This window comes from Amycolatopsis sp. NPDC043889, assembly GCF_056435645.1.
In genome coordinates, this window is sequence record NZ_JBWKEC010000012.1 from 1 (window position 1) to 24,320 (window position 24,320).

The 24,320-nt window shown below is 69.9% G+C and carries 25 protein-coding genes; 11 read left to right on the forward strand and 14 right to left on the reverse strand.

Annotated features, from left to right (window positions below):
- Nucleotides 1–228: 228 nt before the first annotated feature.
- The 3 genes from AC0685_RS22250 to AC0685_RS22260 form a co-directional block, all read right to left on the reverse strand.
- On the reverse strand, nucleotides 229–642 hold the full coding sequence (locus AC0685_RS22250; RefSeq protein ID WP_125675808.1) for a DUF3040 domain-containing protein: 414 nt from the start codon (nucleotides 640–642) through the stop codon (nucleotides 229–231).
- Between the two features lie 197 nt (nucleotides 643–839).
- The gene (gene dinB, locus AC0685_RS22255) at nucleotides 840–2,057 is read right to left on the reverse strand and encodes a DNA polymerase IV (protein ID WP_478227475.1); all 1,218 of its coding nucleotides are present in this window, start codon (nucleotides 2,055–2,057) and stop codon (nucleotides 840–842) included.
- 70 nt (nucleotides 2,058–2,127) lie between these two features.
- Complete coding sequence (locus AC0685_RS22260) at nucleotides 2,128–2,859, reverse strand: methyltransferase domain-containing protein (protein WP_478227293.1); 732 nt, start codon at nucleotides 2,857–2,859, stop codon at nucleotides 2,128–2,130.
- 109 nt (nucleotides 2,860–2,968) lie between these two features.
- Between AC0685_RS22260 and AC0685_RS22265 the strand changes: the two genes are divergently transcribed.
- The 5 genes from AC0685_RS22265 (at nucleotide 2,969) to AC0685_RS22285 (ending at nucleotide 7,813) form a co-directional block, all read left to right on the forward strand.
- Complete coding sequence (locus AC0685_RS22265; RefSeq protein ID WP_340683940.1) at nucleotides 2,969–3,835, forward strand: ParA family protein; 867 nt, start codon at nucleotides 2,969–2,971, stop codon at nucleotides 3,833–3,835.
- A gap of 6 nt (nucleotides 3,836–3,841) precedes the next feature.
- Nucleotides 3,842–4,645 (forward strand): DNA-formamidopyrimidine glycosylase family protein, encoded by an 804-nt coding sequence (locus AC0685_RS22270; protein ID WP_478227294.1) that lies wholly within the window; start codon nucleotides 3,842–3,844, stop codon nucleotides 4,643–4,645.
- A gap of 128 nt (nucleotides 4,646–4,773) precedes the next feature.
- Nucleotides 4,774–5,823 carry an adenosine deaminase gene (gene add / locus AC0685_RS22275; protein ID WP_478227295.1) on the forward strand — a complete coding sequence of 350 codons (1,050 nt, stop codon included), beginning with the start codon at nucleotides 4,774–4,776 and terminating at the stop codon, nucleotides 5,821–5,823.
- 356 nt (nucleotides 5,824–6,179) lie between these two features.
- Nucleotides 6,180–6,740 (forward strand): GNAT family N-acetyltransferase, encoded by a 561-nt coding sequence (locus AC0685_RS22280; protein WP_478227296.1) that lies wholly within the window; start codon nucleotides 6,180–6,182, stop codon nucleotides 6,738–6,740.
- Nucleotides 6,741–6,763: 23 nt separating this feature from the next.
- Nucleotides 6,764–7,813: a quinone-dependent dihydroorotate dehydrogenase gene (locus AC0685_RS22285; protein WP_478227297.1), complete on the forward strand. Its 1,050-nt coding sequence runs from the start codon at nucleotides 6,764–6,766 to the stop codon at nucleotides 7,811–7,813.
- Here the strand turns inward: AC0685_RS22285 and AC0685_RS22290 are convergent.
- The 4 genes from AC0685_RS22290 to AC0685_RS22305 all read right to left on the reverse strand — a co-directional run bounded on the left by AC0685_RS22290 (nucleotide 7,773) and on the right by AC0685_RS22305 (nucleotide 12,794).
- Nucleotides 7,773–9,407: an amidase family protein gene (locus AC0685_RS22290; protein ID WP_478227298.1), complete on the reverse strand. Its 1,635-nt coding sequence runs from the start codon at nucleotides 9,405–9,407 to the stop codon at nucleotides 7,773–7,775. The two genes, AC0685_RS22285 and AC0685_RS22290, sit on opposite strands and share 41 nt — an antisense overlap.
- A 395-nt stretch (nucleotides 9,408–9,802) precedes the next feature.
- Entirely contained in the window at nucleotides 9,803–10,777 is a 975-nt protein-coding gene (gene pspM / locus AC0685_RS22295) for a phage shock envelope stress response protein PspM (RefSeq protein WP_478227299.1), read from the reverse strand.
- 73 nt (nucleotides 10,778–10,850) lie between these two features.
- A complete protein-coding gene (locus AC0685_RS22300) occupies nucleotides 10,851–11,693 on the reverse strand; it encodes a PspA/IM30 family protein (RefSeq protein ID WP_007029352.1) in 843 nt (280 codons plus the stop codon).
- A 219-nt stretch (nucleotides 11,694–11,912) separates the two neighbouring features.
- Nucleotides 11,913–12,794, reverse strand: a complete 882-nt coding sequence (locus tag AC0685_RS22305; protein WP_478227300.1) for an RNA polymerase sigma-70 factor — start codon at nucleotides 12,792–12,794, stop codon at nucleotides 11,913–11,915.
- Nucleotides 12,795–12,964: 170 nt separating this feature from the next.
- On the opposite strand from AC0685_RS22305, the gene AC0685_RS22310 reads away from it, so the two are divergent.
- Nucleotides 12,965–13,450: a carboxymuconolactone decarboxylase family protein gene (locus AC0685_RS22310; protein WP_478227301.1), complete on the forward strand. Its 486-nt coding sequence runs from the start codon at nucleotides 12,965–12,967 to the stop codon at nucleotides 13,448–13,450.
- 51 nt (nucleotides 13,451–13,501) lie between these two features.
- Here the strand turns inward: AC0685_RS22310 and AC0685_RS22315 are convergent, their stop codons facing one another.
- The 4 genes from AC0685_RS22315 to rimO form a co-directional block, all read right to left on the reverse strand.
- Nucleotides 13,502–13,948 carry a helix-turn-helix domain-containing protein gene (locus AC0685_RS22315; protein WP_199745438.1) on the reverse strand — a complete coding sequence of 149 codons (447 nt, stop codon included), beginning with the start codon at nucleotides 13,946–13,948 and terminating at the stop codon, nucleotides 13,502–13,504.
- Nucleotides 13,949–14,049: 101 nt separating this feature from the next.
- The gene (locus AC0685_RS22320) at nucleotides 14,050–14,511 is read right to left on the reverse strand and encodes a CinA family protein (RefSeq protein ID WP_478227302.1); all 462 of its coding nucleotides are present in this window, start codon (nucleotides 14,509–14,511) and stop codon (nucleotides 14,050–14,052) included.
- Complete coding sequence (gene pgsA, locus AC0685_RS22325) at nucleotides 14,508–15,149, reverse strand: CDP-diacylglycerol--glycerol-3-phosphate 3-phosphatidyltransferase (RefSeq protein ID WP_340683951.1); 642 nt, start codon at nucleotides 15,147–15,149, stop codon at nucleotides 14,508–14,510. Before pgsA ends, AC0685_RS22320 begins: the two co-directional genes overlap by 4 nt.
- The gene (rimO, locus tag AC0685_RS22330; protein WP_478227303.1) at nucleotides 15,146–16,594 is read right to left on the reverse strand and encodes a 30S ribosomal protein S12 methylthiotransferase RimO; all 1,449 of its coding nucleotides are present in this window, start codon (nucleotides 16,592–16,594) and stop codon (nucleotides 15,146–15,148) included. The genes pgsA and rimO overlap by 4 nt, the downstream gene beginning before the upstream one ends.
- An 88-nt stretch (nucleotides 16,595–16,682) precedes the next feature.
- On the opposite strand from rimO, the gene AC0685_RS22335 reads away from it, so the two are divergent.
- Nucleotides 16,683–17,210 (forward strand): amino-acid N-acetyltransferase, encoded by a 528-nt coding sequence (locus AC0685_RS22335; protein WP_340683953.1) that lies wholly within the window; start codon nucleotides 16,683–16,685, stop codon nucleotides 17,208–17,210.
- Nucleotides 17,211–17,310: 100 nt separating this feature from the next.
- Here the strand turns inward: AC0685_RS22335 and AC0685_RS22340 are convergent, their stop codons facing one another.
- Entirely contained in the window at nucleotides 17,311–17,844 is a 534-nt protein-coding gene (locus tag AC0685_RS22340) for a CGNR zinc finger domain-containing protein (protein WP_478227304.1), read from the reverse strand.
- A gap of 58 nt (nucleotides 17,845–17,902) precedes the next feature.
- Between AC0685_RS22340 and AC0685_RS22345 the strand changes: the two genes are divergently transcribed.
- A complete protein-coding gene (locus tag AC0685_RS22345; RefSeq protein ID WP_478227305.1) occupies nucleotides 17,903–18,748 on the forward strand; it encodes an alpha/beta fold hydrolase in 846 nt (281 codons plus the stop codon).
- Nucleotides 18,749–18,758: 10 nt separating this feature from the next.
- Nucleotides 18,759–19,403 carry a nitroreductase family protein gene (locus AC0685_RS22350; RefSeq protein WP_478227306.1) on the forward strand — a complete coding sequence of 215 codons (645 nt, stop codon included), beginning with the start codon at nucleotides 18,759–18,761 and terminating at the stop codon, nucleotides 19,401–19,403.
- 17 nt (nucleotides 19,404–19,420) lie between these two features.
- Here AC0685_RS22350 and AC0685_RS22355 read toward each other — a convergent pair whose 3' ends face one another.
- Nucleotides 19,421–19,885 carry a hypothetical protein gene (locus AC0685_RS22355; protein ID WP_340683957.1) on the reverse strand — a complete coding sequence of 155 codons (465 nt, stop codon included), beginning with the start codon at nucleotides 19,883–19,885 and terminating at the stop codon, nucleotides 19,421–19,423.
- A gap of 323 nt (nucleotides 19,886–20,208) precedes the next feature.
- Complete coding sequence (locus tag AC0685_RS22360; RefSeq protein WP_478227307.1) at nucleotides 20,209–22,536, reverse strand: FtsK/SpoIIIE family DNA translocase; 2,328 nt, start codon at nucleotides 22,534–22,536, stop codon at nucleotides 20,209–20,211.
- 299 nt (nucleotides 22,537–22,835) lie between these two features.
- Between AC0685_RS22360 and AC0685_RS22365 the strand changes: the two genes are divergently transcribed.
- Together AC0685_RS22365 and AC0685_RS22370 are read left to right on the forward strand one after the other, a co-directional pair.
- Nucleotides 22,836–23,645, forward strand: coding sequence for a lysophospholipid acyltransferase family protein (locus AC0685_RS22365; protein WP_478227308.1), 810 nt, complete (start codon nucleotides 22,836–22,838; stop codon nucleotides 23,643–23,645).
- Nucleotides 23,646–23,692: 47 nt separating this feature from the next.
- Entirely contained in the window at nucleotides 23,693–24,295 is a 603-nt protein-coding gene (locus tag AC0685_RS22370) for an NAD(P)H-dependent oxidoreductase (RefSeq protein ID WP_478227309.1), read from the forward strand.
- Nucleotides 24,296–24,320: the final 25 nt, after the last annotated feature.

A 24,320-nucleotide genomic window follows, 5' to 3' on the forward strand; every position in this document is an offset into this window, starting at 1 on the left:
CGGGGCGTTGGAATGGCCCCCAACGAGGAGAGGCCTCTCGGTGGGGGGGGGGTGGGGGGGGGTGGGGGGGGGTTTTTGGGTTCCCACCCAAAAACCCCACCCACGACCACCCCGACCCACGCGGTACCGGCGCCCCCGAACCTTCCGGTGTGGCCAGCGCACTGGGGCATGACAACGCGAACATGCCGACAAGGCATCGCCCTGCCGGCATGTTCGCGTGTGTGGGAGCTATTGCTCCTCGAAGCGCTGGCGGAAGCGTTCTTCCATGCGCTGGGTGAACGAGCTCCGGCGCGGGGACGCCTTGCCGCCACCTCCGCCGGCCCCCGGGCCACCGCTGTCCTTGCCGCCTTCCGTTTCGGCTCCTTGCCGAATCGATGTGACGGCCATCATGACTCCGAAGAACATCACGAGGAACCCGAGCACGCTGATCACGGGGATCTCGGCGACCCGGATGTTGACCACCACGCCGAGCACCAACAGTGCGACGCCCACTACGAACAGGGCGATGCCCTGCAAACGCCGTCGGCGGGCGGGGCGGCGCAACCGGGTGCCTCGCACCGTGGATGCGAACTTGGGGTCCTCGGCATAGAGCTCGCGCTCGATCTGATCGAGCAGCCGCTGCTCATGCTCGGAGAGTGGCATCTTTCCTCCTCCGGCACAGCTGTCGCGGGCGCCGGGCCGCGCAACGTCATGGACCCAACAGACAACCCCAGGCGGGGTGTCTCTGTCCAGGATACGAGCCCCGCGCTCGTCCGACTACCCGATCCCGTATCCAGAAGGGATCGAATTGGCCGAAACCACCCGGCTCGCCCCTCTCGGAGGCGGCGGAGCAGGCGATGTCACTGGTCACGGGGGGTCAGCAGTGACGCGGGCCGCACCGCGGCGGCGCCGAACTTCGACCTCGCGACGTCGGCGGCGACTTCCGCATCCCGCCAACGGGGTTCGGGTGACTCGAAAAGCAGCTGCTCTCCATCACTCTCCGTGTCCAACCCTTCGACTCTTACCCCGATCAGGCGGACTGCGCCCGTCGGCGCGTGCTCGGTGAGGAGTTCGACGGCGGTGCGGTGGATGTCGCGGGCCACATCCACTCCGACGGCGGTTGTCCTGGCCCGGGTGATCGTCTTGAAGTCCGCGAACCGGACCTTGATCGACACCGTCCGCCCGCGCAGCCCCCGGCGGCGCAGGGTGGCGGCGACGCGTTCCGACAGCCGGAGGAGTTCCAGCCCGAGCGCCGCGCGGTCGTGGAGATCCACGTCGAAGGTCACTTCGGCACCGATCGACTTGTCCGGCGACTCCGGGACCACCTCGCGCTCGTCGTGCCCGTTCGCGAGCGCGTACAGATGCTCCCCCAGCGCCCGCCCGAGCGACCGCCTCAGCCTGGACAGCGGAGCGGCTGCGACGTCGGCGATGGTGTCGAGCCCCTGCTGCCGCAGCTGCTCCTCGGTGCGCTTGCCGACGCCCCACAGCGCCGACACGGGCAGCGGGCGCAGGAACGCGAGCGTCTCGGCCGACGGCACGACGACCATGCCGTCCGGTTTCGCCATCCCGGACGCCAGCTTGGCGACGAACTTGACCTTCGCGACGCCGACCGAGCAACTGATCCCGAAGTCGGCGGCCACCCGCTCCCGGATCCAGGCGCCGAGCCGCGCGGGCGAGGAGTCCAGCCGCTTGAGCGCCCCGCTGACGTCCAGGAACGCCTCGTCCAGACTCAACGGCTCCACCAGCGGCGTCAGCTCGCGGAAGACCTCCATGACGCCCTTGGACACCTCGCCGTAGAGCCCCGGCGTCGGCGTGATGCAGATCAGCTGCGGGCAGAGCCGCTTGGCCGTCGAGAACGGCATGGCCGACCGGACGCCGAACTCGCGTGCCGCGTAGCTCGCCGCCGCGACGACGGACCTCGGCCCCCCGCCGGACACGACCACCGGCTTGCCCGCCAGCTCCGGGCGCGTGCGCAGCTCGCAGGACACGAAGAAGGCGTCCATGTCGACGTGCAGCAGGCCGCAGCCGGTGTCGTCGGGCCAGGCGGTGGCCCCGGTCGTCACGCGGTAGCGGGCCATCCCGCCGGGCAATTCAGCGTTTCGTCCCACGGGCAGAAACTAGCCCGGACCACCGACAGTCTCGTGAGGGTCAGGGACGGTGGGCCAGGACGTGCAGCCTGCTGGCGATGTCCCGCAGCGGCGGAACAGACGCCGCCGCCAGCTCGAACTCCGCCAGATCCTCTTCCCGCACCCCACCGGGCACGAAGTCCGCCACGACACCGTCGCCCTGCAACGAGGTCACCTCGAGCCCCACCGCGATCAGCTGCGCGCGAAGGGCCTCCGCGTCGAAGCGCCGCAGCACGGTCTCCCGGCCGCCACCGAGGACGCCGCTGCCGGACGCGAGGAGTTCCCGCGCCTCACCGAGCCGTCCGGCCAGCGCGCGCTGCAGGATCGCGGCGTGCCGGTTCGCCACCAGCACCGAGACCGCCCCGCCGGGTTTGACCGCGGCGGCCAGCGCGGCGAGCACGAGCGCCGGGTCGTCGACGACTTCGAGCAGCCCGTGCGCGAGCACGAGGTCGGCCGAGCCCGCCGCGACGTGGGCGCCGAGCGCGTCGGAGTCGTCGGCGATCACCGTGATGCTGCCGGAGACGCCCTCTTCCTCGGCGCGGCGGCGCAGGGTCGCCAGCGCGTTGGGGTTCGGCTCGACCACGGTCACCAGGCAGCCCGCCGAGGCCAGCGGCACCGCCCAGCCGCCGCTGCCGCCGCCGACGTCGACGACGTGCGGCTGTTGTGCGCCTCGCGCCCGTGCGGCCCGGAGTTCTGCTTCGAGAACCCGGCGAACCGCCCCCGATCCCCGCGTGGCCACGGTGTCCGTCTTCATAAACGCACAGGGTAATGCCCGCCTTCCGGGCGCCGCCGGGTGTAGTCCGATGCGGTGTTCGACACCTTGCCAAGGAGCCACCCCGCCGGCTGCCCGTAGGCTGTATCGAGTGCACACGGTCGCTGTTCTCAGCCTGAAGGGTGGCGTCGGTAAAACGACGGTCGCCCTCGGTGTCGCGTCCGCCGCGCTGCGTAGGGGCGCCCGGACTCTCGTGGCCGACCTCGACCCGCAAGGCAACGCCACCACCTCGCTGGACCCGCCCTTCACCGATCGCACGCTGGCCGATGTCCTAGAGACGCCGGTGCGCTCGGTGCTAGAACGCGCGATCGCGCCCAGCGTGTGGAGCGACCAGATCGACGTTCTCGTCGGCGCCGAAGAGCTGGAGATGCTCAACGAACCGGACGCCGACAGCCGCCGCTTGGAGAACCTCTCCCGCGCGCTCGACGAGCTGCACACGAACCCGCTGCGCGAGGAACCCTACGAGCTGGTGATCCTCGACTGCCCGCCGTCACTCGGCAGGCTGACCCGCTCCGCGCTGGTGGCCGCGGACAGCGCCCTGATCGTCACCGAGCCGACGATGTACGCCGTCTCCGGCGCGCGCCGCGCGCTCGACGCGATCGAGAAGATCCGCGAAGAGCAGAACCCGGGGCTGCGGCCGATCGGCGTCGTGGTCAACAAGCTTCGCGTGCGCTCCTACGAGCACCAGTTCCGCGTGGCCGAGCTGCGGGAGAACTTCGGCCCGCTGGTGATGCCGACGGCCATCCCGGACCGGCTCGCGGTACAGCAGGCGCAGGGCGCGTGCAGCCCGATCCACGAGTGGCACTCCCCCGGCGCGCAGGAGATCGCCCTCACCTTCAACATGGTGCTCGCGAAGGTCCTGCGTTCGAGCCGGGCCGGACGGCATCGCGTCCGCGGCGACGAAGAGCCCGAGACCACCGAAGCCCCCGCCAAGCTGAGCGACACCGGCACGGGCTGACGTCCGATGCCCGAAGGCGACACCGTCTTCCTCGCCGGCAAGGTCCTCGACAAGGCGCTGGCCGGGAAGAACCTGCTGCGAGGCGAGTTCAGGGTCCCCCGGCTGGCCACGACGGATCTCGCCGGACGTGACGTGCTCGGTGTCGGCACGGTCGGCAAGCATCTGCTGACGCGGTTCTCCGGCGACCTCACCCTCCACAGCCACCTGCGCATGGACGGCAAGTGGGACGTCTACCGGGCCGGCGCGCGCTGGCGCAATCCGGCCCATCAGGCGCGGGTCATCCTCGCCACCGAGGATCTGCAGGCGATCGGCTTCCGCGTGCACGACCTCGAACTCGTGCCCACGGACGAAGAAGACCGCCTGGTCGGGCACCTCGGCCCGGATCTGCTCGATCCACGGTGGACGGACGAACTCGCGGAGCGGGCGGCGGCCGCGCTGGCCGCGGACCCGGATCGCGAACTCGGCGACGCCCTGCTGGACCAGCGGATCATGGCGGGGATCGGGAACATGTACAAGGTCGAGATGTGCTTCCTGCTCGGCGTCACACCATGGACACCGGTGTCCGAAGTGGACACCGCGAAGGCCGTCGCGCTCGGACGCAAGCTGCTGAAGACCAACGCCTGGCGCACGTCGCAGACCACCACCGGCGATCTGCGCCGCGGCCGTGAACACTGGGTCTACGAACGGACCAAACAGGGCTGCTTCCGCTGCGGCGGCAGGCTCAAGGTCGCTCCCCAGGGTGCCGGACACCAGGCGAGGCCGACCTGGTTCTGCCCGAAATGCCAGTCCGGACCCGCTCCGAGCGGCTAAGCTGGCCTGGTGACGCTGTTCAAGCTCCCGCTCTACGGGGCCGACACCGAACGCGGCGACCTCGCTCCCTGAGCCACCCGCTCCCTCCGCACGTCACCCTTCACTTCTTCATCCCAGGGAGCTTTGTCATGCCCGGAATCCTCACGGGCACGGCGCTGCGCGCGTTCGTGCACGCCCTGCCCAAGGTCGAACTCCACGTCCACCTCGTCGGTTCGGCGAGCCTGCCCACGGTGCTGGAACTGGCCCGCCGCCGCCCGTCCGCGGGTGTGCCGACGGAGCCGTCGGAGCTCGCCGAGTTCTTCACCTTCCGCGATTTCCCGCATTTCCTCCGCAACTACCTGGCGGTGACGTCGCTGGTACGCGACGCCCGCGACATCCACACCCTCGTCACCGGGCTGGCGGCGGATCTGGCCGCGCAGAACGCGCGCTACGCGGAAGTGACCGTGACGCCGTACAACCACGTCCTCGACGGGATGCCGCCGGACGATCTCCTCACCGGTCTCGCGACCGGGCGGGCGGCGGCACGGGCGGACCACGGCGTGGAACTGGCCTGGTGCTTCGACATTCCCGGCGAGAAAGGGGTCGTCGCCGGCCGGGAGACGGTGGTGTTCGCGCTCCGCGAACGTCCCGAAGGCCTGGTGTCCTTCGGGCTCGGCGGCCCGGAGGTCGGTGTCGGCCGTGCGCAGTTCGCCCCCTTCTTCACCGCGGCCAGGGAGGCTGGGCTGCGCAGCGTCCCGCACGCGGGCGAGACCACCGGGCCCGCCACCGTCTGGTCGGCGGTGCACGATCTCGGCGCCGAGCGGATCGGGCACGGCGTCGGCGCGCACACCGATCCGGCGTTACTGGAATACCTTGCCGTGCAACGGATCCCGTTGGAGGTCTGCCCCACGTCGAACGTGCGGACCGGGCAATGCGCGTCGATCGCGGCGCATCCCGTGCGACGGCTGCTCGATCACGGCGTGCTGGTCACGCTCAACACCGACGACCCGCCGATGTTCGGGGCCACCCTCGACGGCGAGTACGTGGCGGTGGCCGAAACCCTGCGGCTGACGGCGGCCGAAATCGCCCTGCTCGCGAAGAATGCCGTGGAAGCGGCTTTTCTGCCGTCGGCGGACAAGACGGCCCTGACGGCGGAGATCGAAGAAATCTTGTTGCAGGACCCCGAACTCCTCGCATAGTTTGGCGGTACACGAGAGAGGAGGTGGTCCAAAGTTGTATTCCAACAGGACTCGTGAGGTGGCTGTCCGCTAGCGGACCGCACGCGTAGGACTTTTGAGCAGCGATACAACGCAAGTTGGAGCCACCTTCGGCTCGTCGTCTCTGCTTCGCGTGGTGCCTGATAGCGAATACCAGGCAGTCACCGGGCCCCCGAGGTTCCCGAGCACCGGTCCGGCTCGGGCCCGGCCGCCGATTCCGGCGTCCGGGAGGCGCCTCGGGGGTACCCCTGCTTCCGGGGTGTGCCGCCCGCCGCTCCGAAGGACCGTCCGCCGCAGTTCCGCCCCCAGGAACCCAGCCGACTGGATAGCCTGACGCCATGCTGAGGCCCGATTTCCCGATCATCACCCAGCGCCTGACCCTCCGCGCCTTCACTCCGGCGGATCTCGACGAACTCAACTCCTTCCAGTCCCGCGCCGACGTCGCCCGCTACCTCTACTGGGGCCCGCGCAGCCGGGCCGAATCCGCCGCCGCGCTCGCCAAACGGGTGCACAGCGGCACCCTGTCGCAGGAAGGCCAGTTCCTCGCGGTGGCCGCGGAACTGACCGAGACCGGACAGCTGATCGGCGACCTGAACCTCGAATACCTCAGCAGCGAGCGCCGCCAGGGCGAGATCGGGTTCGTCTTCCATCCCGATCACCACGGGAAGGGGCTCGCCGCGGAGGCCGCCGTCGAGGTGCTGCGGCTCGGGTTCGAGGATCTCGGCCTGCACCGGATCATCGGCCGCTGTGACGGGCGCAACACCGCGTCCGCCGCGCTGATGGACCGTCTCGGCATGAAGAAGGAAGCGCATCTGCGGGAGAACGAGATCGTGAAGGGCGAGTGGTGTGACGAACTCGTCTTCGCGATGCTCGAAGACGAGTGGAAGGCGAGCCGCTAGAGCTCACCAGGCATGATGGGGCCGTGCTCTTCGACAAGATCGTCCGTCCCGCCCTCTACCGAGTCTCCGGCAGCGACCCCGAAACCGTGCACGAACGCACCATCGGCATGCTCGCCAGGCTGAGCCGGGTCTCCCCCGCGCTCGCCGCGCTCGGCCGCGTCTACCGGACGGACGATCCGGTCACCTTCCTCGGGCTCCGCTTCCCGAACCGGGTCGGCCTCGCCGCCGGGATGGACAAGAACGGCCGGGCCCTGCACGCCTGGCCCGCGCTCGGCTTCGGTTTCGTCGAGGTCGGCACGGTCACCCGGCATCCGCAGCCGGGCAACGACAAACCGCGGCTGTTCACCCTCGCCGAGACCGACGCGGTGATCAACCGGATGGGCTTCAACAACGAGGGCGCGGAGGCGCTCGCCGCTCGCCTCGCCGCGGGCGGGAAACCGCCAGTGCCGCTCGGCGTCAGTATCGGCAAGTCCAAGGTGACCCCGCTCGACGAGGCCGTCGAGGACTACCGGTTCTCGCTGCGGGCGCTGTACCCGTACGCCGACTACTTCGCGATCAACGTCAGTTCCCCGAACACGCCGGGCCTGCGGGCGTTGCAGGACAAGTCCGCGCTGGCCGAGCTGCTCGCCGAGCTGCGGAAGACCTCGGCCGAGCTCGCCGGTGACGCGAAGCCGACTCCAGTGCTGGTGAAGGTCGCCCCCGATCTCACCGACGAAGCGCTCGCGGAACTGCTGGAGGTCTGCCTCGAACACGGTGTCGCCGGGCTGATCGCGACCAACACGACGCTGTCGCGCGAAGGGATCGCCCCGGCGGAGGCCGCCGTCGGCGAGCAGGCGGGCGGGCTGTCCGGCCGCCCGCTCACCGCGCGCTCGGTCGAGGTGGTGCGGTTCGTGCACGACGAGACCGACGGCAAGCTGCCGATCATCGGCGTCGGCGGGATCTTCGACGCCGGCGCCGCCGCCCGGATGCTCGACGCCGGCGCCGGACTGGTCCAGCTCTACACCGGTTTCGCCCTGCACGGTCCCGGTCTGGTCAAGCGGGTCGCCCGAGGTCTCGCGGCCCGGCCGTACTGACGAACCGCAGGTAGGCACGCCAGCACTGGTACCTCGTCAGCTCCGTCGCCGTCGCCGCGGCGGCCTGGTCGCAGAGGACCGCCAGCGGCGTTTCCCCGTTCTCCAGCCGGATCCGGCCCAGGACGAACGGGGCGGGCAGCGTGGCCGCGAAGGCACCGAGCGCGGCGGGCGAGAGCCGCCAGCGTTCACCCGAGAGCATCGTGTGCTCGCCCGTGGCGCTCACCGGCACCACCCCCGGCTGGGGCGGATCGGTGGGCAGCAACAGCATCCGGTAGCCCTCGCCGGTCTGGACCAGTCCGGTGAACCGGGCCCCCGCGGCGACCAGGCTTCCGTTCAAGGGCTGCCCGCGCAACTGCGCCCCGAACACCACGAGATCCGCGCCCGGTGCGGGATAAGGGAAATCGGCCTGTTCGTCGGTGAGCACGGCGGCGAGATCGATGGCGATCTGGTCGTCGAACGGCCGCACCACCACGGAAACCCCGTACGGCCCCAGATCCGACGGCGAAGACGGCACCGTGACCGCGGCGAGGTCGAGCAGGTTGACGAACGCCGTGAACCGCTCCAGCCGTTTCGCGACCCCGTCCGGATCGGACAGTGCCTCGGAGACCGAGGGATGGTCCGCGACCGTCGGGAGGACGAGGGCGTCGTACTCCGACAGCATCCGGAGCGCGAGCATCCCGGCCTCGGCGACGCGCTGCCTGTCGGCGGTGAAGCCGTCGTCGTGGATCAAGCCGCCCACCGTCAGCAGTGCCGAGACCTCCACCGTCTCCACCCGGGCGCCGGACGCCCGCAGCGCCGAAACCGCGCCGAGGAAGGCGGACCGGGATTGCAGCGAAAGGCCGGTGAGCGTGTCGGAGCCCGGGATCGCCACCCGCGGCCGATCGCCCGCGGACAGCCGGACGTCCGGAGGCCAGTCGCGGGCGAGCGGGTCGATCCCGTCGGGACCGGTCATCTGTCCCAGCGCGCGCTGCCCCAAGGTGAGGCTGCGGGCGAACAGGGCGATCCCGCCGCACGGCGCGGCGCCGGTCTTCGGAACGAGGCCCAGCGTCGGCTTCAAGCCGACGATCCCGTTGAGGGACGCGGGAACCCGGCCCGCTCCGGCCGTGTCCGTGCCGACGGCCAGATCCACGAGGCCGAGCGCGACGGCGACGGCCGCGCCGCTGCTCGCGCTCCCGGAGACCCGGTCGGTGTTGAGCGCGGCGCTCACGGCGCCGTACGGGCTGTGGGTGTGCTCGAGGTCGCTGCCGAACCGGTCGCAGTTGGTCTTGCCGATCACGACCGCCCCGGCCGCGGTCAGCCGGGACACGGATGTGGCGCCGACACAGCAGACGTCCTCGCCCGCCGTGGGAAGGCCGGCGACGCCGATGACGTCGGCGACCGCCACCAGTGTCCCCGCGAGCGGCAGGTCCGCGCCCGCGCGAAGCCGTTCGTCCACGGCCTTCGCGTCAACGAGCGCGTCTTCCACCGCGCGGAGGGTGATCCAGACGTCGGGCCGGTCGACCTCGGCGATCCGGTCGTAAGCGGCTATGACGCGCTGATAGGAGCTGGGAAGAGGAGTGGGAGTCGGTTCTGGTTCCGGGGGGAGCGTCGTCACTGGGCGTCCTTTCCTCGGTGGGGACGAGAAAGACCACTGCGCGAGATCCACTGTGTCCGGTCCGCCACCCTGGAACGCCCGCTCACGCGGGCTGGGTTCAGGCCCGAGCTGGGAAGAGCACTGCGTGCATGTAAGAAACGTTAGGCATCGCGGGGCGCCGTCACCAGCGGATTCGGGTTACGCGAGCGTTTCGCTACCACACAGTGAGCGAGTCGTTACGCAATGGAGTATTAGTGACGACGAATGAGACGATGGTCCAGGAAAGCGCCTGCTCAGGCGCTACCCGATTGCGTAACTCGCGTGCTTGGAGGCGGAACTCGCGTGCTTGAAGGGCGATCTCCTGAGATCCGCCTCCAAGCACGCGAGTTACGCATCCGAGCACGCGAGTTACGGCTTCAGGAAAGTTCGCGCAGCGCCATGGCCAGTCCGGCGAGCTTGTCGGTCGCGTCGGACAGCTGCTCCTTGGACGACGTCATGCCGTCCGAGCTCGCGGCGACGGTGTGCCCGGCGGCCGCGACGAGACCGCCGTAGCCGTCGAGACCGTCGTCGAGCTGCTCGCGTAGTTGCTTGACGGCGGCGTCGAGGGCGCCGCGTTCCCGCTCGGGCGCGGCGTCACGTCCGCGTTCGATGGCCTGGATCCGGCCGGCCAGGCCGCGCAGCGCCTGCGCCGCCTCGGCCGCGGTCGTCCGGGCGTCCGCCACGGCGATCTCGGAGACCGGCATGGTGCCGAGCGACGTCGGCTGCGAAAGCTGGCGAAGCAGCTCCGCCAGCGAAGCCTCGCTCTCGGCGAGGCGCTCCATCGGCTCACGCGCGACGGACCGTGCCGGGGGCAGCGGCGGCGGGGTGGCGGGAGCGGCGGGCAGCACGGTGCGGTTCAGCGTCCGCAGCCGCAGCCCCGACTTGACCCCGAAGGTGCCGAAGATGACGGCGAACGCGCCGCCCGCGATGGCCTGGAGGACGTCGGCTTGGCCGTCCTTCAACAGGCCGGTGCCCGCGACGACGGCGAACAGTCCACAAAGGAAGGTGAGGAGGATCCAGAACGTCAGCGCCCGCGAAGTCCGGCGCTTGCGGCGCTCCAGTTTGGCGGCGGGTTCGTTCCAGCGCGCCCATTTGGCCTTCGCGTCGGCGACGACCGGGATCTGGCCCGCGGCCATCGACGTCAGCTGCTGCGAGATCTTCGGCATGGCGGGCACCTGCGGGCGGGGCCGCGGTGGCGCCGGCTGAGCGGGCCGCGAAGAAGCCTGCTCGGAGGGCGGGATGTAGCGCTGCAGCTTCTCCTGCGCGCGCTGGGCGTAGTCGGGCAGCTTTTCGATGTGCTTCTCAAGCTTGGCGGTGAACTCCCCGAAGTCCTTGCGCCTGCCCTGGCCCATTGCCCTCTCCCCTGTCTTCAGGTGAGACCGGTCCCGCACCCGCGTGGGTGCGGGACCGGCTCTAGGTGGTGTGTCAGGCGGGGTTCTTGCCCTGTTCGGCCTGAACCCGTGCCTGGATCTCACGCTGGATGTCCGCGGAGCTCGACGCCTTCGGCGCGGCGGCGGTCTTGCCGTCGGTCACCTGAGCGACGGAGTCACCCTTCATGGACGCGCGGATCTGCTCCAGCCGCGAGTGCCCCGCGAGCTGCGTCGTGGAGGCCTGGACCTCCATCATCCGGCCCTGGACGGAGTTCTGTGCGAGTTCGGCCGAGCCCAGCGCGGTGGTGTAGCGCTTCTCGATCTTGTCGCGAACGTCTTCCAGCGACGGGGTGTTGCCCGGCGCGGCCAGCTGGCTCATCTGGTTCAGGGAAGCGGAGACCTGCTCCTGCATCTTCGCCTGCTCCAGCTGCGAGAGCAGCTTGGTGCGCTCGGCCAGCTTCTGCTGCAGCATGGTCGCGTTGCGCTCGACGGCCTTCTTCGCCTGCTCCGCAGCCTGAAGCGACTGGTCGTGCAGGGTCTTGAGGTCCTCGATGCTCTGCTCGGCGGTGACGAGCTGCGCGGCGAAGCTCTCCGCCGCGTTCTCGAACTCGGTCGCCTTCTGCTCGTCGCCCTTGGCGCGCGCCTCGTCGGCGAGCACCAGCGCCTGGCGGGTCGAAGCCTGCAGCTTCTCCACGTCGCCGAGCTGGCGGTTCAGCTTCATCTCCAGCTGACGCTGGTTACCGATCACCGAGGCGGCCTGCTGGGTCAGCGCCTGGTGGTTGCGCTGCGCCTCCTCGATGGCCTGCTGGATCTGTACCTTCGGGTCGGCGTGCTCGTCGATCTTCGACGAGAACGCCGCCATCATGTACTTCCAGAACTTCACGAACGGGTTGGCCATCTCCTCCGCCTGCCTTCTCGCATCCCACGGGCTGTTACCTCGAGGTGGGGCGTCCCCTCTGTGATGTTGCAACGTCCCGACCCCGGCGTTGAGTTCCATCGTGTCAGGTCGGCGTCCCGCGTTCCAGGCGACCCCGACGGAATTCAGGGATCCCCCTGACTGTGATGTCCACGACCTTCGGGTTCACCGTCCGGTGACGGTGGGTGAAGACGACCCGCGTCAGCGGCGCAGCGCGGTCTCCTGGTCCATCCGTGACAACTTCTCGGGGTTCCGCACCGCGTAGAGGCCGGTGATGAGGCCGTGCTCGACACGCAGCGCGACGACGGTGTCGACCTCGTCACCGAGCCGCAGGATCAGCGCGGGATGCCCGTTGACCTGCGCGGTCCGCATCGTCGCCGCGTCGTCGCGGACCGGGCGGCTACCGGCCAGCAGCGGCGCGACCAGGGCTGCCCCGACCACGGGCTCCAGCACGGCTTGCACCACTCCGCCGCCGTCACCGAGGAAGACGACTTCCGGCGAAAGGACGTCGAGCAGTCCTTGCAGGTCACCCGTCCGGACGGCGCGGTGGAACGCGTCGACCACGTCCTTGGTCTCGCCGGGCGACGCGGCACCACGCGGTCTCCGCGCGGCGACGTGCGCCCGCGCCCGGTGGGCGATTTGGTGGACCGCGGCCGGGGTCTTGCCGACGGCTTCGGCGATCTCGCCGTAGGGCACGTCGAACACCTCGCGCAGCACGAACACCGCTCGTTCGGTCGGGGTGAGGGTCTCCAGGACCAGCAGCATGGCCATCGAGACGCTGTGGGCCAGTTCGACGTCGTCGGCCACGTCGGGGCTGGTGAGCAGGGGTTCGGGCAGCCACGGACCGACGTAGGACTCCTTGCGCCGGCCGAGCGTGCGCAGCCTGCCCAGCGCCTGTCTGGTGGTGATGCGGACCAGGTACGCCCGCGGGTTCTCCACGGTGCCGAGGTCGACTCCGGACCAGCGCAGCCACGTCTCCTGGAGGACGTCTTCGGCGTCGGCGGCCGAGCCGAGCATCTCGTAGGCGACGGTGAACAGCAGGTTCCGGTGGGCGACGAACGCCTCCGTGGCGGTGTCGGACATGGACGGCTCCTGTGCTCGGCGACGGTGTCCCCACCAGACGCCGCGTCCTCTCGATTTCTGACACGTCGATGCCGTGGCGCAGGTCACGCTCCGATGCTGTCAGCGGGGCCGGGCCGCCGGCATCCGGTGGTCGTCCGGTTCAGCACACGACCACGAAAGAGGACGAGACCATGGATTCCCGTTTCGATCTGAACAGCAACGAGCTCGGCGCGAAGCTCGGCAAGCGCTTCGCGAACGTCAGTGTGGCCATCAAGGGGTCGACCCTGCCGACGGTGACTCAGGAGCTGATGTCGCTGCGAGCCAGCCAGCTCAACGGCTGCGGCTTCTGCGTCGACGCGCACGCCAAGGACCTGGCGGCCGCCGGCGAACCCGCGGTCCGCGTCAACCTGGTCGCCGCCTGGCGCGAGTCGACGGTGTTCACCGAGGCAGAGCAGGCCGCGCTGGCCCTCGCCGAGGAAGGCAGCCGGATCGCCGACGCGCACCAGGGTGTTTCCGACGAGACCTGGGACCGGGTGCGGAAGCACTACGACGACGACCAGATCGCCGCGCTGGTCTACCTGGTCGCGATGATCAACGCCGCCAACCGGCTGCTCGTCATCACGCAGACCAAGGGCGGCTCCTACCAGCCGGGCACGTTCGACAACGCCGCGAACTGACAGGAAAGGCCCCAGGCGGACTGCCTGGGGCCTTTCCCGTTCACAGCCTTGCTAGGCGGCGACCATCTTCGGTGCGGAGATCGTCGTCCGCAGTGCGGGACTCATCCGCGGCGGCGGCGAGATCCGCAGGTCGGCCAGGTCGTTGCCGATCAGCTCGGACACCAGACGGCCGCCTTCGAGGCCCGCTTCGGCGCCTTCCCGCTCCGGAGCGCGCCGCTTGCCCGCTTCGACCTTCTCGTCCACCGGGGCGACCTCGACGTTGTCCATCGCCGAGACGTCCGCCGCGACCTTGTGCAGGAGTTCGCCCAGCGGAAGGTCCAGGGCCTCGCAAATGGACGCCAGCAGCTCGCTGGACGCCTCCTTCTGCCCGCGCTCGACCTCGGAAAGGTAGCCGAGGCTCACCCTGGCGGCGCGGGAGATGTCCCGCAGCGTTCGACGCTGGTTCGTGCGGGCGTGTCGGAGCCGGTCGCCGATCGCCTCGCGCAACAGCACGGTCATCACGCGCCTCCCTTCCAGGACTGACTACCCCCTACGTTACCCAGAGCGGTGCCCCGGGCGCAGGTGTTGACACGGCAATACGCCAAGGGCGAACGCGGCGATCATGCGAGATGTTCCCCCAGCAGGGCGAACGCGCCCGAGACCGCACCCGCCCTGACCGAGGCTCGATCACCGCTCAAGTCCAGTGTGCGGACGGTGAGCACCCCCGGGCCCGCGAGACCGACGTGGACGGTGCCCGGCGCGACGCCGTCCTGCCCGTCCGGACCCGCGACGCCGGTCAGGCCGAGTCCCCACGTGGCGCCGCACCGGTCTCTCGCGCCGACGGCCAACTGCGCCGCGACCTCGGGATGAACGGCGCCATGCGCGGTGAGGAGGCCTTCGTCGACCCCGGCCAGCTTCGCCTTGAGGTCGGTGGCGTAGACCACCAGTCCACCCCGGACGACGGCGCTCGAACCGGGGACCTCGGTCAGCGTCGCGCAGACGAGTCCGGCGGTCAGCGACTCGGCCGTCGCCACCGTCTCCCCCCGCTCGATCAGGTGAGTGATCAAGGTCTCAGCTTTCATGCGCCCGCGGCACGCCTCCCGGCGGCGCGCAGCCGCACCGCGCGCACGACGTAGTCGAGCCCGGTCACGACGGTCAGCACGAGCGCGAGCCCCATCAGCACCCAGCGCACCGGCTCGGCGGACGCGGGCAGGGGCAGCAGGTACGCGGTGATGGCCGCGATCTGGGCGAGCGTCTTGGCCTTGCCGCCCCGGCTGGCCGGGATGACGCCGTGCCGGATCACCCAGAACCGCAGCAGCGTCACGCCGATCTCGCGGATCGCGATGACGATGGTGACCCACCAGCCCAGTTCGCCGAGCACGCTCAGCCCGATCAGCGCGGCGCCGATCAGCGCCTTGTCCGCGATCGGGTCGGCGATCTTGCCGAAATCGGTGATCAGCCCGTACTTGCGCGCGACCCAGCCGTCGACCTGGTCGGTGAACGACGCGATCGCGAACAGCGCGGTGGCGATCGCGCGCCAGAACGTGTCCTCCCCGTCACCGGCGAACAGCGCCAGTACGAACAGCGGCACCAGCACCAGCCGCGACATCGTCAGCAGGTTCGCCAGGTTCAGCGTCGGGACCGGGGTGGCCTCGGGAACCCGGGCGTGCTCACCGCCCGTCCCCTCACCGGCCCCGGCGTCGCTCGGGGCGGCATTCACCGGTCGGCCTCGAGCGGCGCGGGCCGCACGATCAGGTCGACACCCTCGGAGTCGACGACCTCGCAGCGCACGAAGTCACCCACCGCCAGCGACGGCAGGTCTTCGGTCTCGATCAGGACACATTCGCCGTCGACCTCGGGGGCCTGGTGCGCGGCGCGGCCGATCGGGTCCTCACCGTCCTCGGCCTGCTCGATCAGGACGTCGACGAAGTCGCCGATCCGGTCCTCGGCCCGCTGCGAGGTCAGCTCCTCGACCAGCGCGGAGATGCGCGCGACCCGCTCGGCCACCACGGACTCGTCGAGTTTGCCGTCGAAGGTCTCGGCCTCGGTGCCGTCTTCGTCCGAGTACCCGAAGACACCCACCGCGTCCAGCCGCGCGCCGGTCAGGAAGCGCTCCAGCTCGGCGAGGTCCTCTTCGGTCTCGCCGGGGAAGCCGACGATGACATTGGTGCGGATGCCGGCGTCGGGCGAGTGCTCCCGGATCTGGTCGCACAGCGCGAGGAAGGAGTCCGTGGAGCCGAAGCGGCGCATGCGGCGCAGCACGGTCTCGCTTGAGTGCTGGAAGGACAGGTCGAAGTAGTCGGCGACGCCGGGCGTGGTCGCGATGGCCTTGACCAGACCGGGCCGGGTCTCGGCGGGCTGCAGGTACGAGACGCGGACGCGCTCGATCCCGGGCACCGCGGCCAGGCGCGGCACCAGCAGCTCCAGCGCGCGGGCGCCGTCACGGCCGAAGTCCTTGCCGTAGGAGGTGGAGTTCTCCGAGACGAGGAAGACCTCCTTGACGCCGTTCTCCGCGAGCCACATCGCCTCGGCGACGATCTCGTCCGGCTGCCGGGACACGAAGGACCCGCGGAACGACGGGATCGCGCAGAACGAGCAGCGCCGGTCACAGCCGGACGCGATCTTCAGCGCGGCCACCGGGGAGGTGTCGAGCCTGGTCCGCAGCACGCGCGGGCCCCAGCCGTGCTGCGCGTGCCCCGGCACCTCAACCGACTCGGCGGCCGTCGGGCGCTGGACCGGGCTGATCGGCAGGAGCTTGCGGCGGTCGGACGGGGTGTGGGACTCGACCTTGCGGCCGGCCACGACGTCGTCGAGACGCTCCGCGAGGTCGGCGTAGTGGTCGAAACCCAGGACCGCGTCGGCCTCGGGCAGGCTCTCGGCCAGCTCGTTGCCGTAGCGCTCGGCCATGCAGCCGACGGCGACGACCTTCTTGCCCGTGTCGGACGCCGCGAGCAGCGTGTCAACCGAGTCCTTCTTGGCGGACTCGACGAAGCCGCAGGTGTTGACGACCACGACGTCGGAGTCCTCGGGCTCGGCGGCGAGCTCCCAGCCGCCCGCCGCCAGCCGTCCGGCGAGTTCCTCGGAATCGACCTCGTTGCGGGCGCAACCGAGGGTCAACAAGGAAACGCGACGGGTGGCGACAGGATCAGTGGTGGGAGAAGGCACGTGCCTTAGGGTAGCTGGCCTGCTCGCGGGGTCGGCGATCGCTCGCTCGGGCGAGCCCTCGACCGGCCCGGGCGCCGGGGATGGCTTAATGGTGGGCGTGCCCTCAGACCCCCTCCTCCACCGCCGCCCCACCGTTCGCCGGGCGCGGATCGCGGACGTCCGCAAGATCAAGGCGCTGGTCGATTCCGACGCCGGGACGGTGCTGCTGGAGAAGGAACTCGTCACCCTCTACGAGAGCGTCCAGGAGTTCTGGGTGGTCGAAGACGGTGACGACGTGCTCGGCTGCGGCGCGCTGCACGTGCTGTGGGAGGACATCGCCGAACTGCGCACCATCGCGGTCGACAAGGACTCCCGGGGTCGCGGCATCGGGCACGCGCTCGTGGCACAGCTGATCGACTTCGCCCGCGAGATCGGGCTGAAGCGGCTGTTCGTGCTGACCTTCGAAACCCACTTCTTCGCCGGTCACGGGTTCGTCGAGATCGACGGCACCCCGGTGACCCAGGAGGTCTACGAGGAGATGCGGCGCTCGGCCGACCCGGGCGTCGCGGAGTTCCTCGACCTGCCGTACGTCAAGCCCAACACCTTGGGCAACAGCCGGATGCTGCTGGAGCTTTAGCTTCTGGGGTGCCCCAGCCACCGCCCCCAATGTGGCATTGGAGACGCTCAGCGACCCTGATGCCACATTGGGGACACCGAACACGCGGCGAGCGACGCCTTTAGCTTTTCTTCGCGTGCCGGGCCACCCGGACCCGGTTGCCGCACAGCGACGGCGTGCACCAGACCCGCCTGCTGTTGGCCGCCACGAACAGCATCGAGCAATCGTGCGCGCCGCATCGCCGCAGCTGAGCGGCACGCGGCCCGGACACGAGGTCGATCGTCGCGACCGCGACCGCGGCGAGCGCGATCTCGCCGCCGTCCTCGCCGTGCCAGGACCTCTTTGCCCCCTCGGCGGTCAGCCGCGGGCTGGTGGGCACGGCGGCCGCGGCGGCGTTGACCCGCTCGACCGCCCACGCTTCGGGCTCCCGCGCGGCGACGACCGCCTCGAGTACCTCACGCACCGCTGAACGCAGCCGCCTCGTCCGCTCGGCGGACGGCGGCCGGGCGCCTTCGGGCAGGAGTGGCGCCTGTGTCGCCCAGAACTTCGCGTGACCGTCGTCGAGCAGGTCGATCGACGGTGAGACGGCCAGCATCACGGTGTCGGCGAGGTTCACCGCGAGATCGTCACCGGGCAGCGAGTCGAGATCGAGCATGCCTTGACACTATCAGGTACTAATGGTTCAAGACAGTTTTAACCATTAGGGAGTGTTCATGGCGACCATCCGGCACCGTTCCGTCGAACTCGGCGACGTCGAGGTCTTCTATCGCGAAGCAGGCGACCCCGAAGCTCCCGTGTTGCTCCTGCTGCACGGCTTCCCGACGTCTTCGCACCAGTTCGTGCGGCTGATGCGGCGTCTCGCGGGCCGGTGGCGGCTCATCGCGCCGGACCTGCCCGGATTCGGGCAGACCGTCACGCCCGAGGGCTTCACGTTCACCTTCGACCGGCTCGCGGAAGTGGTCGGCGAGTTCGTGGACGCGCTGGAACTGCGCCGCTACGCGCTCTACGTCTTCGATTTCGGTGCCCCGACGGGCCTGCGGCTGGCCGTCTCGCGCCCGTCCCAGGTGACGGCGCTCATCACGCAGAACGGCAACGCCTACGTCGAAGGGCTCGGCCCGGCGATGCCGGACTTCCCTTCCCTGACTGACGAAACCGAGGCACGGCGCGGGTTCGAAGAGATCCTCGAACCGGCGCAGATCCGGTACCAGTACACCGGCGCCCGCGATCCGGAGACCATCGATCCCGCGAACCACCTGCTGGACCAGTACTTCCTCGGCCTTCCCGGCCGGGCGGAGGCGATGCTGGACCTGTTCTGGGACTACCGGAACAACCCGCCCGCGTACCCGCGGTTCCAGGCGTGGCTGCGCGAAGCCCAGCCGCCAGTCCTCGCCGTGTGGGGGCGCAACGACCCGTTCTTCGTCCCTGCGGGCGCCGAAGCGTTCCGGAATGATGTTCCCTCGGCGGAAGTTCACCTCTTCGACACCGGGCACTTCGCGCTGGAGGAGGACCTCGAACCGATCAGCGAGCTGATCGACCGCTTCCTCGCGGAACATCTCTGAAAGGCGGCTCATGGACACCTCGGTCACCGACCACCTCCTCAGCACGACGCGAGCGGTCCGCCGCAAGCTCGACCTGGACAGGCCGGTGGAACCCGAGGTGCTCGAAGAGTGCTTGCGGCTCGCGTTGCAGGCGCCCACGCCGGGCAACCAGCAGGCGTGGCGATGGCTCGTGGTGCGGGATCAGGGAGTGAAGGACCGGCTGTCCGAGCTGTTCCGGCGAGTCGGAAAGGCGTACCTGGAAGCGAACGCGGCCGCCCTGGGCGAAGCGATCACCGAGCCCTCGGTGGCGCGGGCGTTCGCGTCGGGGCAGCATCTGATCGACGTGATCGACCGGGTGCCCGTGTTCGTCATCCCGTGCCTGACCGGCAGGCCCAGCGGTGACAACGCGGCCGACGCCGCGTTCTACGGCGGGATCTTCCCGGCGGTGTGGAACTTCCAGCTGGCGCTGCGGTCGCGCGGCCTCGGCTCGACGCTCACGACGTACCACCTGACCCACGAGGCGGAGGCGGCCGAAATCCTCGGCATCCCCGCCGACGTCACGCAGGTCGGGCTGCTGCCGGTCGCCTACACGACGGTGCCGGACTTCAAACCCGCTTCGCGAGTGCCGCTGTCGGAAGTCGCGTACCTCGACGGCTGGGGCAACGCCCTTCAGTGAGGCGGTACCGACTTCCCCTAAGCCTTGGACACCCGCAGGGTGACCTGGTCGCCCCCCGAACTCACGGCGACCAGGTCCACCCGGCAGGCGGCGAACTCGACGGACTGCCCGCCACCACGTCCGGTGGAGGCGACCTCCGCCGTCGTCCGCTCTCCGCGTCCCGGTTCGGCCAGGGTCAGTTCGATCACGGCCTCCCCTTCCCAGACGCAGACCATTCCCGCGGCGCAGCGGGAGTCGGACACCAGGCGAGCGAAGCGGATGCTGACGTCCTTCGACGCGACCTCGGCCGTTTCACCGGCCTTGAGATCGACGGTCTCCCCCAGCTCGACCGCGCCCTGAGCAGGCTGGGGCCGCTGTACCGGCGCGGGCTGGACCACCGTGGGCCTGCTCGCGGCGGGTTGTTCGCGCGCCGCGGAGCTACCGGCTCCGCACGCGAGGCCGATCAGGGCGCAGAGGACGACGAGCAGCTTCTTGGGGTCCACGTGTTCTGGACGTAGCGGAGGCTCCGGTCAGTTGCATCGGTCCTTCAATCGCCTCGTGAGTGGTAGAGACGGTTCTAACCGTCCTTACCACTCACGAGACCCGGCCGGCAGCGGCGATGTCACGTGACCGACCAGACGACACGCGTGATCCGGCGGACGACACGAGCGTGCAGTCCCAGAGGTAGTGAAGGCCTCCTTGCCTACCCTCAAGGTAGGCAAGGAGGCCTTCACGGACCGGCCCGCAACCGAGGCTCATCCAGGAGCGGGTAGGTACCTGAGACACGGTTGGTTCTCACCGCCCTTACCACTCACGAGGGGCTCAGTCAGTCGTCGGAGACGTCGCCGCCTCCTCCGTCCCCGCCACCGCGGATCATGAACAGCACCGACTCCAGCTCTTCCGGCTTGATCAGCACGTCCCGCGCCTTCGAGCCCTCCGAAGGGCCGACGACGCCGCGGCTTTCCAGCAGGTCCATCAGCCGCCCGGCCTTGGCGAAGCCGACCCGCAGCTTCCGCTGCAGCATCGACGTCGAGCCGAACTGCGAGGTGACGATCAACTCGGCGGCCTGCAGCAGCACGTCGAGGTCGTCTCCGATGTCGGAGTCGATTTCCTTCTTCTCGCCGGCCTTCGCCGCGGTGACGCCGTCCTGGTAGTCCGGCTGCGCCTGCTCCTTGGCGAAGTTCACCACCGCGGAGATCTCTTCGTCGCCGACGAAGGCGCCCTGGATGCGGACCGGTTTCCCGGCCCCCATCGGCAGGTACAGCGCGTCACCCATACCGATGAGCTTCTCCGCGCCCGGCTGGTCGAGGATGACCCGCGAGTCGGTGAGCGACGAGGTCGCGAACGCCAGCCGCGACGGCACGTTCGTCTTGATCAGGCCGGTCACGACGTCGACCGACGGGCGCTGGGTCGCCAGCACCAGGTGGATACCGGCGGCACGCGCCTTCTGGGTGATCCGGACGATCGCGTCCTCGACGTCGCGCGGGGCGGTCATCATCAGGTCGGCGAGCTCGTCGACGATCGCCATGATGTACGGGTACGGCTGGTAGACGCGCTCGCTGCCGGGCGGCGCGGTGATCTCGCCCGAGCGCACCTTCTTGTTGTAGTCGTCGATGTGCCGGACCTTGTTGACCTGCATGTCCTGATAGCGCTGCTCCATCTCCTCCACCAGCCAGGCCAGCGCCGCGGCGGCCTTCTTCGGCTGGGTGATGATGGGCGTGATCAGGTGCGGGATGCCCTCGTACGGGGTCAGCTCGACCATCTTCGGGTCGATCAGGATCATCCGGCATTCGTCCGGCGTCGACCGCGCGAGCAGCGACACCAGCATCGAGTTCACGAAGCTCGACTTACCGGAACCGGTGGACCCCGCCACCAGCAGGTGCGGCATCTTCGTCAGGTTCGCGGTGACGAAATGGCCCTCGATGTCCTTGCCGAGCCCGATGACCATCGGGTGGTTGTCCTTGACCGTCGACGGCGCGCGCAGCACGTCGCCGAGGCGCACCATCTCACGGTCGGAGTTCGGCACCTCGATGCCGACCGCGGACTTGCCGGGGATCGGCGCCAGCAGCCGGACGTTGTCGGTCGCCACCGCGTAGGCGATGTTCTTGGTCAGCGCGGTGATCTTCTCGACCTTCACGCCGGGGCCGAGTTCGACCTCGTACCGGGTGACCGTCGGGCCCCGCGTGAAGCCGGTGACCTGCGCGTCGACGTTGAACTGCTCCAGCACGCCGGTGATCGCCTCGATCATGGCGTCGTTGGCCTTGCTGCGGGACTTCGGCGCGTCGCCGAGCTTCAGCAGGTCCGGCGGCGGGAGCTTGTAGTCGCCCTCGACGGTCCTGGTGACCGCAAGCGGCGCCTCGGCCTTCTTCGGCTTCTTCTCTTCGACAGGCTTGGGCGCGGGCTTCGGCGGGCGCAGCGGCGTCGGCGCTTCGGCCAGCGCGGCCTCGATGTCGAGTTGCTCGCCCTCGTGGTCGCCCGAAGCCTGGCGGCGGCGCGACGGCTTCCGCAGGCGGACCGACTTCGGATCGGCTTCCGTGACGGCGTTGCGTTCCTCGTGGATGGCCTGGCGCTCAGCCTCGGCCTCTTCGATCTCTTCGGGGTCGAGACCCCAGTTCCGCAGGCGGTGCGGGATCTCCCGGACCGGGGTCCCGGTGAACACGAGCGTGCCGAACAGCAGTGCCAGCACCAGCAGCGGCACCGCGACCCATGTGGTGACGCCCATGGTCAGCAGGCCGCCGGAGAACGCGCCGATCACGCCGCCGGCGTACATCCGGCCGTCGTTGGTCTCGGGCAGCGCGGTGAAGATGTGCAGCAGGCCGAGCACGGACAGGATCACCAGCAGGGTGCCGATGACCATCCGCGGCCGGGCCTCCGGCATCGGTTCCGAACGCATCAGCGCGACGGCGACCACGGTCAGCACCAGCGGGAGCGTCACGGCACCGGCGCCCAGCAGAGAGCGCGTGCCGACCTCCACCCAGCCGCCGATCGGGCCCGCGGCCCGCCACCAGACGCCGAAAGCGATCACCAGTGCCAGCGCGATGAGACCCAGCGCGAGACCGTCGCGACGGTGCTCGGGTTCGAGTTCGCGGCCGCGGCCGACCGTCCGCGCGAGGGTGCCGAGGCCCTTCGCGAGCAGATTCCAGGTGCCGCGCACACCCTTGGCGAACGTGCCGGACGACTTCTTCCGCGGTGCCGGACGCCGTGGAGCGGGTTTCCTCGCAGCCGTTGACCTGGGCTTCGCCGGGGTACGCGGCTTTCGCGCCGGCCCCTTGCTGCCGCCGCTTCGCGCCGTACTCCGTTTCCTGGTCGTCGACCCGCTAGCCATGTCTCCACGGTAGCCGCCTCGACCCTCCAGCCCCGGCTGCCACTCGGAGCACATCGGAGAACATTCGTCTCAGGTCACAGCTTGAGCGGCCATCCGGGTGAAAAGCGGGTCATGACATGCTCTGCCCCATGTTCGCGCTGCATCAGGATGAGAATTCGGCTCGCCGCGCCCCGGCCATCTGGCGCACGATGCTGAACATCGACCGGGGGCTGGTCAACTTCGTCGGCAAACTCACCGTGACCGGCGGTGTCCCGGCGGAACTGCGCCGCAAGCCCTTGCTCATGACGGCCAACCACATCGGCGTCTTCGACGCGTTCGTGCTGATGGCGGCCTGCAAGCGGATCGGCATCAACCCGCGGTTCATGCTGGCGGGCGGCATCCTCGACGCGCCGGTCATCGGCCCCGCACTGCGGCTCAGCGGTCACCTGCGGGTCGACCGCAAACAGGCTTCGACGGCCATCGGCCAGTTCGCCGAAGCCACCGAGGCCCTGCGGACCACCCGTGACCCGCTGATCGTCTACCCCGAGGGCCGGATCAGCCACGACCCCGGCCTGTGGCCGGAGCGGGGCAAGACCGGCGCGGCGCGGCTAGCGCTGGCCGCCGGGGTGCCGGTGATCCCGATCAGCCAATGGGGCGCGCACGAAGCCGTGTACTGGGGCACGGAGACCGTCAACGGTCCCGCCGACCTGGTGCCGCTCGCGAAGTCCGGGCTGAGCGCGCCCATGCGCCGGCCGCGGTTCAAGGTGCACTTCGGCGAGCCGGTGGACCTGTCGGAGGTCGAGCCGGAGCGGCCGGGCGCCGGGGTCCGCGCGCACGCCAAGATCATGCAGGCGATCACCGACGGGCTGGTCCCACTGCGCCGCGACGAACTGGACAAGCCGCGCTTCCACGACCCGACGCGGCCGACGGACACCGTCAGCCCCTGGAAGAAGTACTGAGTCCGGATCCTGAGACGGGTGCTCGCGCTCGCCTAAGGCCGGCGGACGTGAGCACCCGCATCCTCGTCGTCCACCACAGCGCGACCGGCAACACCGCGAAACTGGCGTCGGCGCTGGCCGACGGCGCCCGCGAGGCCGAAGCCGGCGTCCGCGTCCGCACCGTTCCCGAAACCGCTCCGCCCGCCGCGGTGGCGAGCAATCCGCGCTGGCAGGCGTGGGTGGACGCGGGACCGAACCACGAGACGGCGACGATGGAAGACCTGGAGTGGGCCGACGGGTTCGCGGCGGGGAGCCCGACCCGGTTCGGCGGTCCCGCCGCGCAGCTGAAGTCCTTTTTGGACAGTACCGGCGGCCTGTGGGCCAAGGGAAAGCTGGTGAACAAGGTCGCGACGTCGTTCACCACCGCCTCCACCGCGCACGGCGGGCTCGAAGCGACCGTGCTGGCGACGAACAACATCTTCTATCACTGGGGCGCCATCGTCCTGCCGCTCGGCTACACCGATCCGCGGCTGCTCGAATCGGGCAATCCGTATGGCGGCTCGTCCGTCTCACGCGAGTCCGCCGAACCCGACGAACTGGCCCTGGACGCCCTCCGACGGTCTTTTCAAGGACAGATGATGGGAACCGCGCGTCCGTCTCCCGCGTCTTAGTGTGGTCACACAGCGTCACGCTACG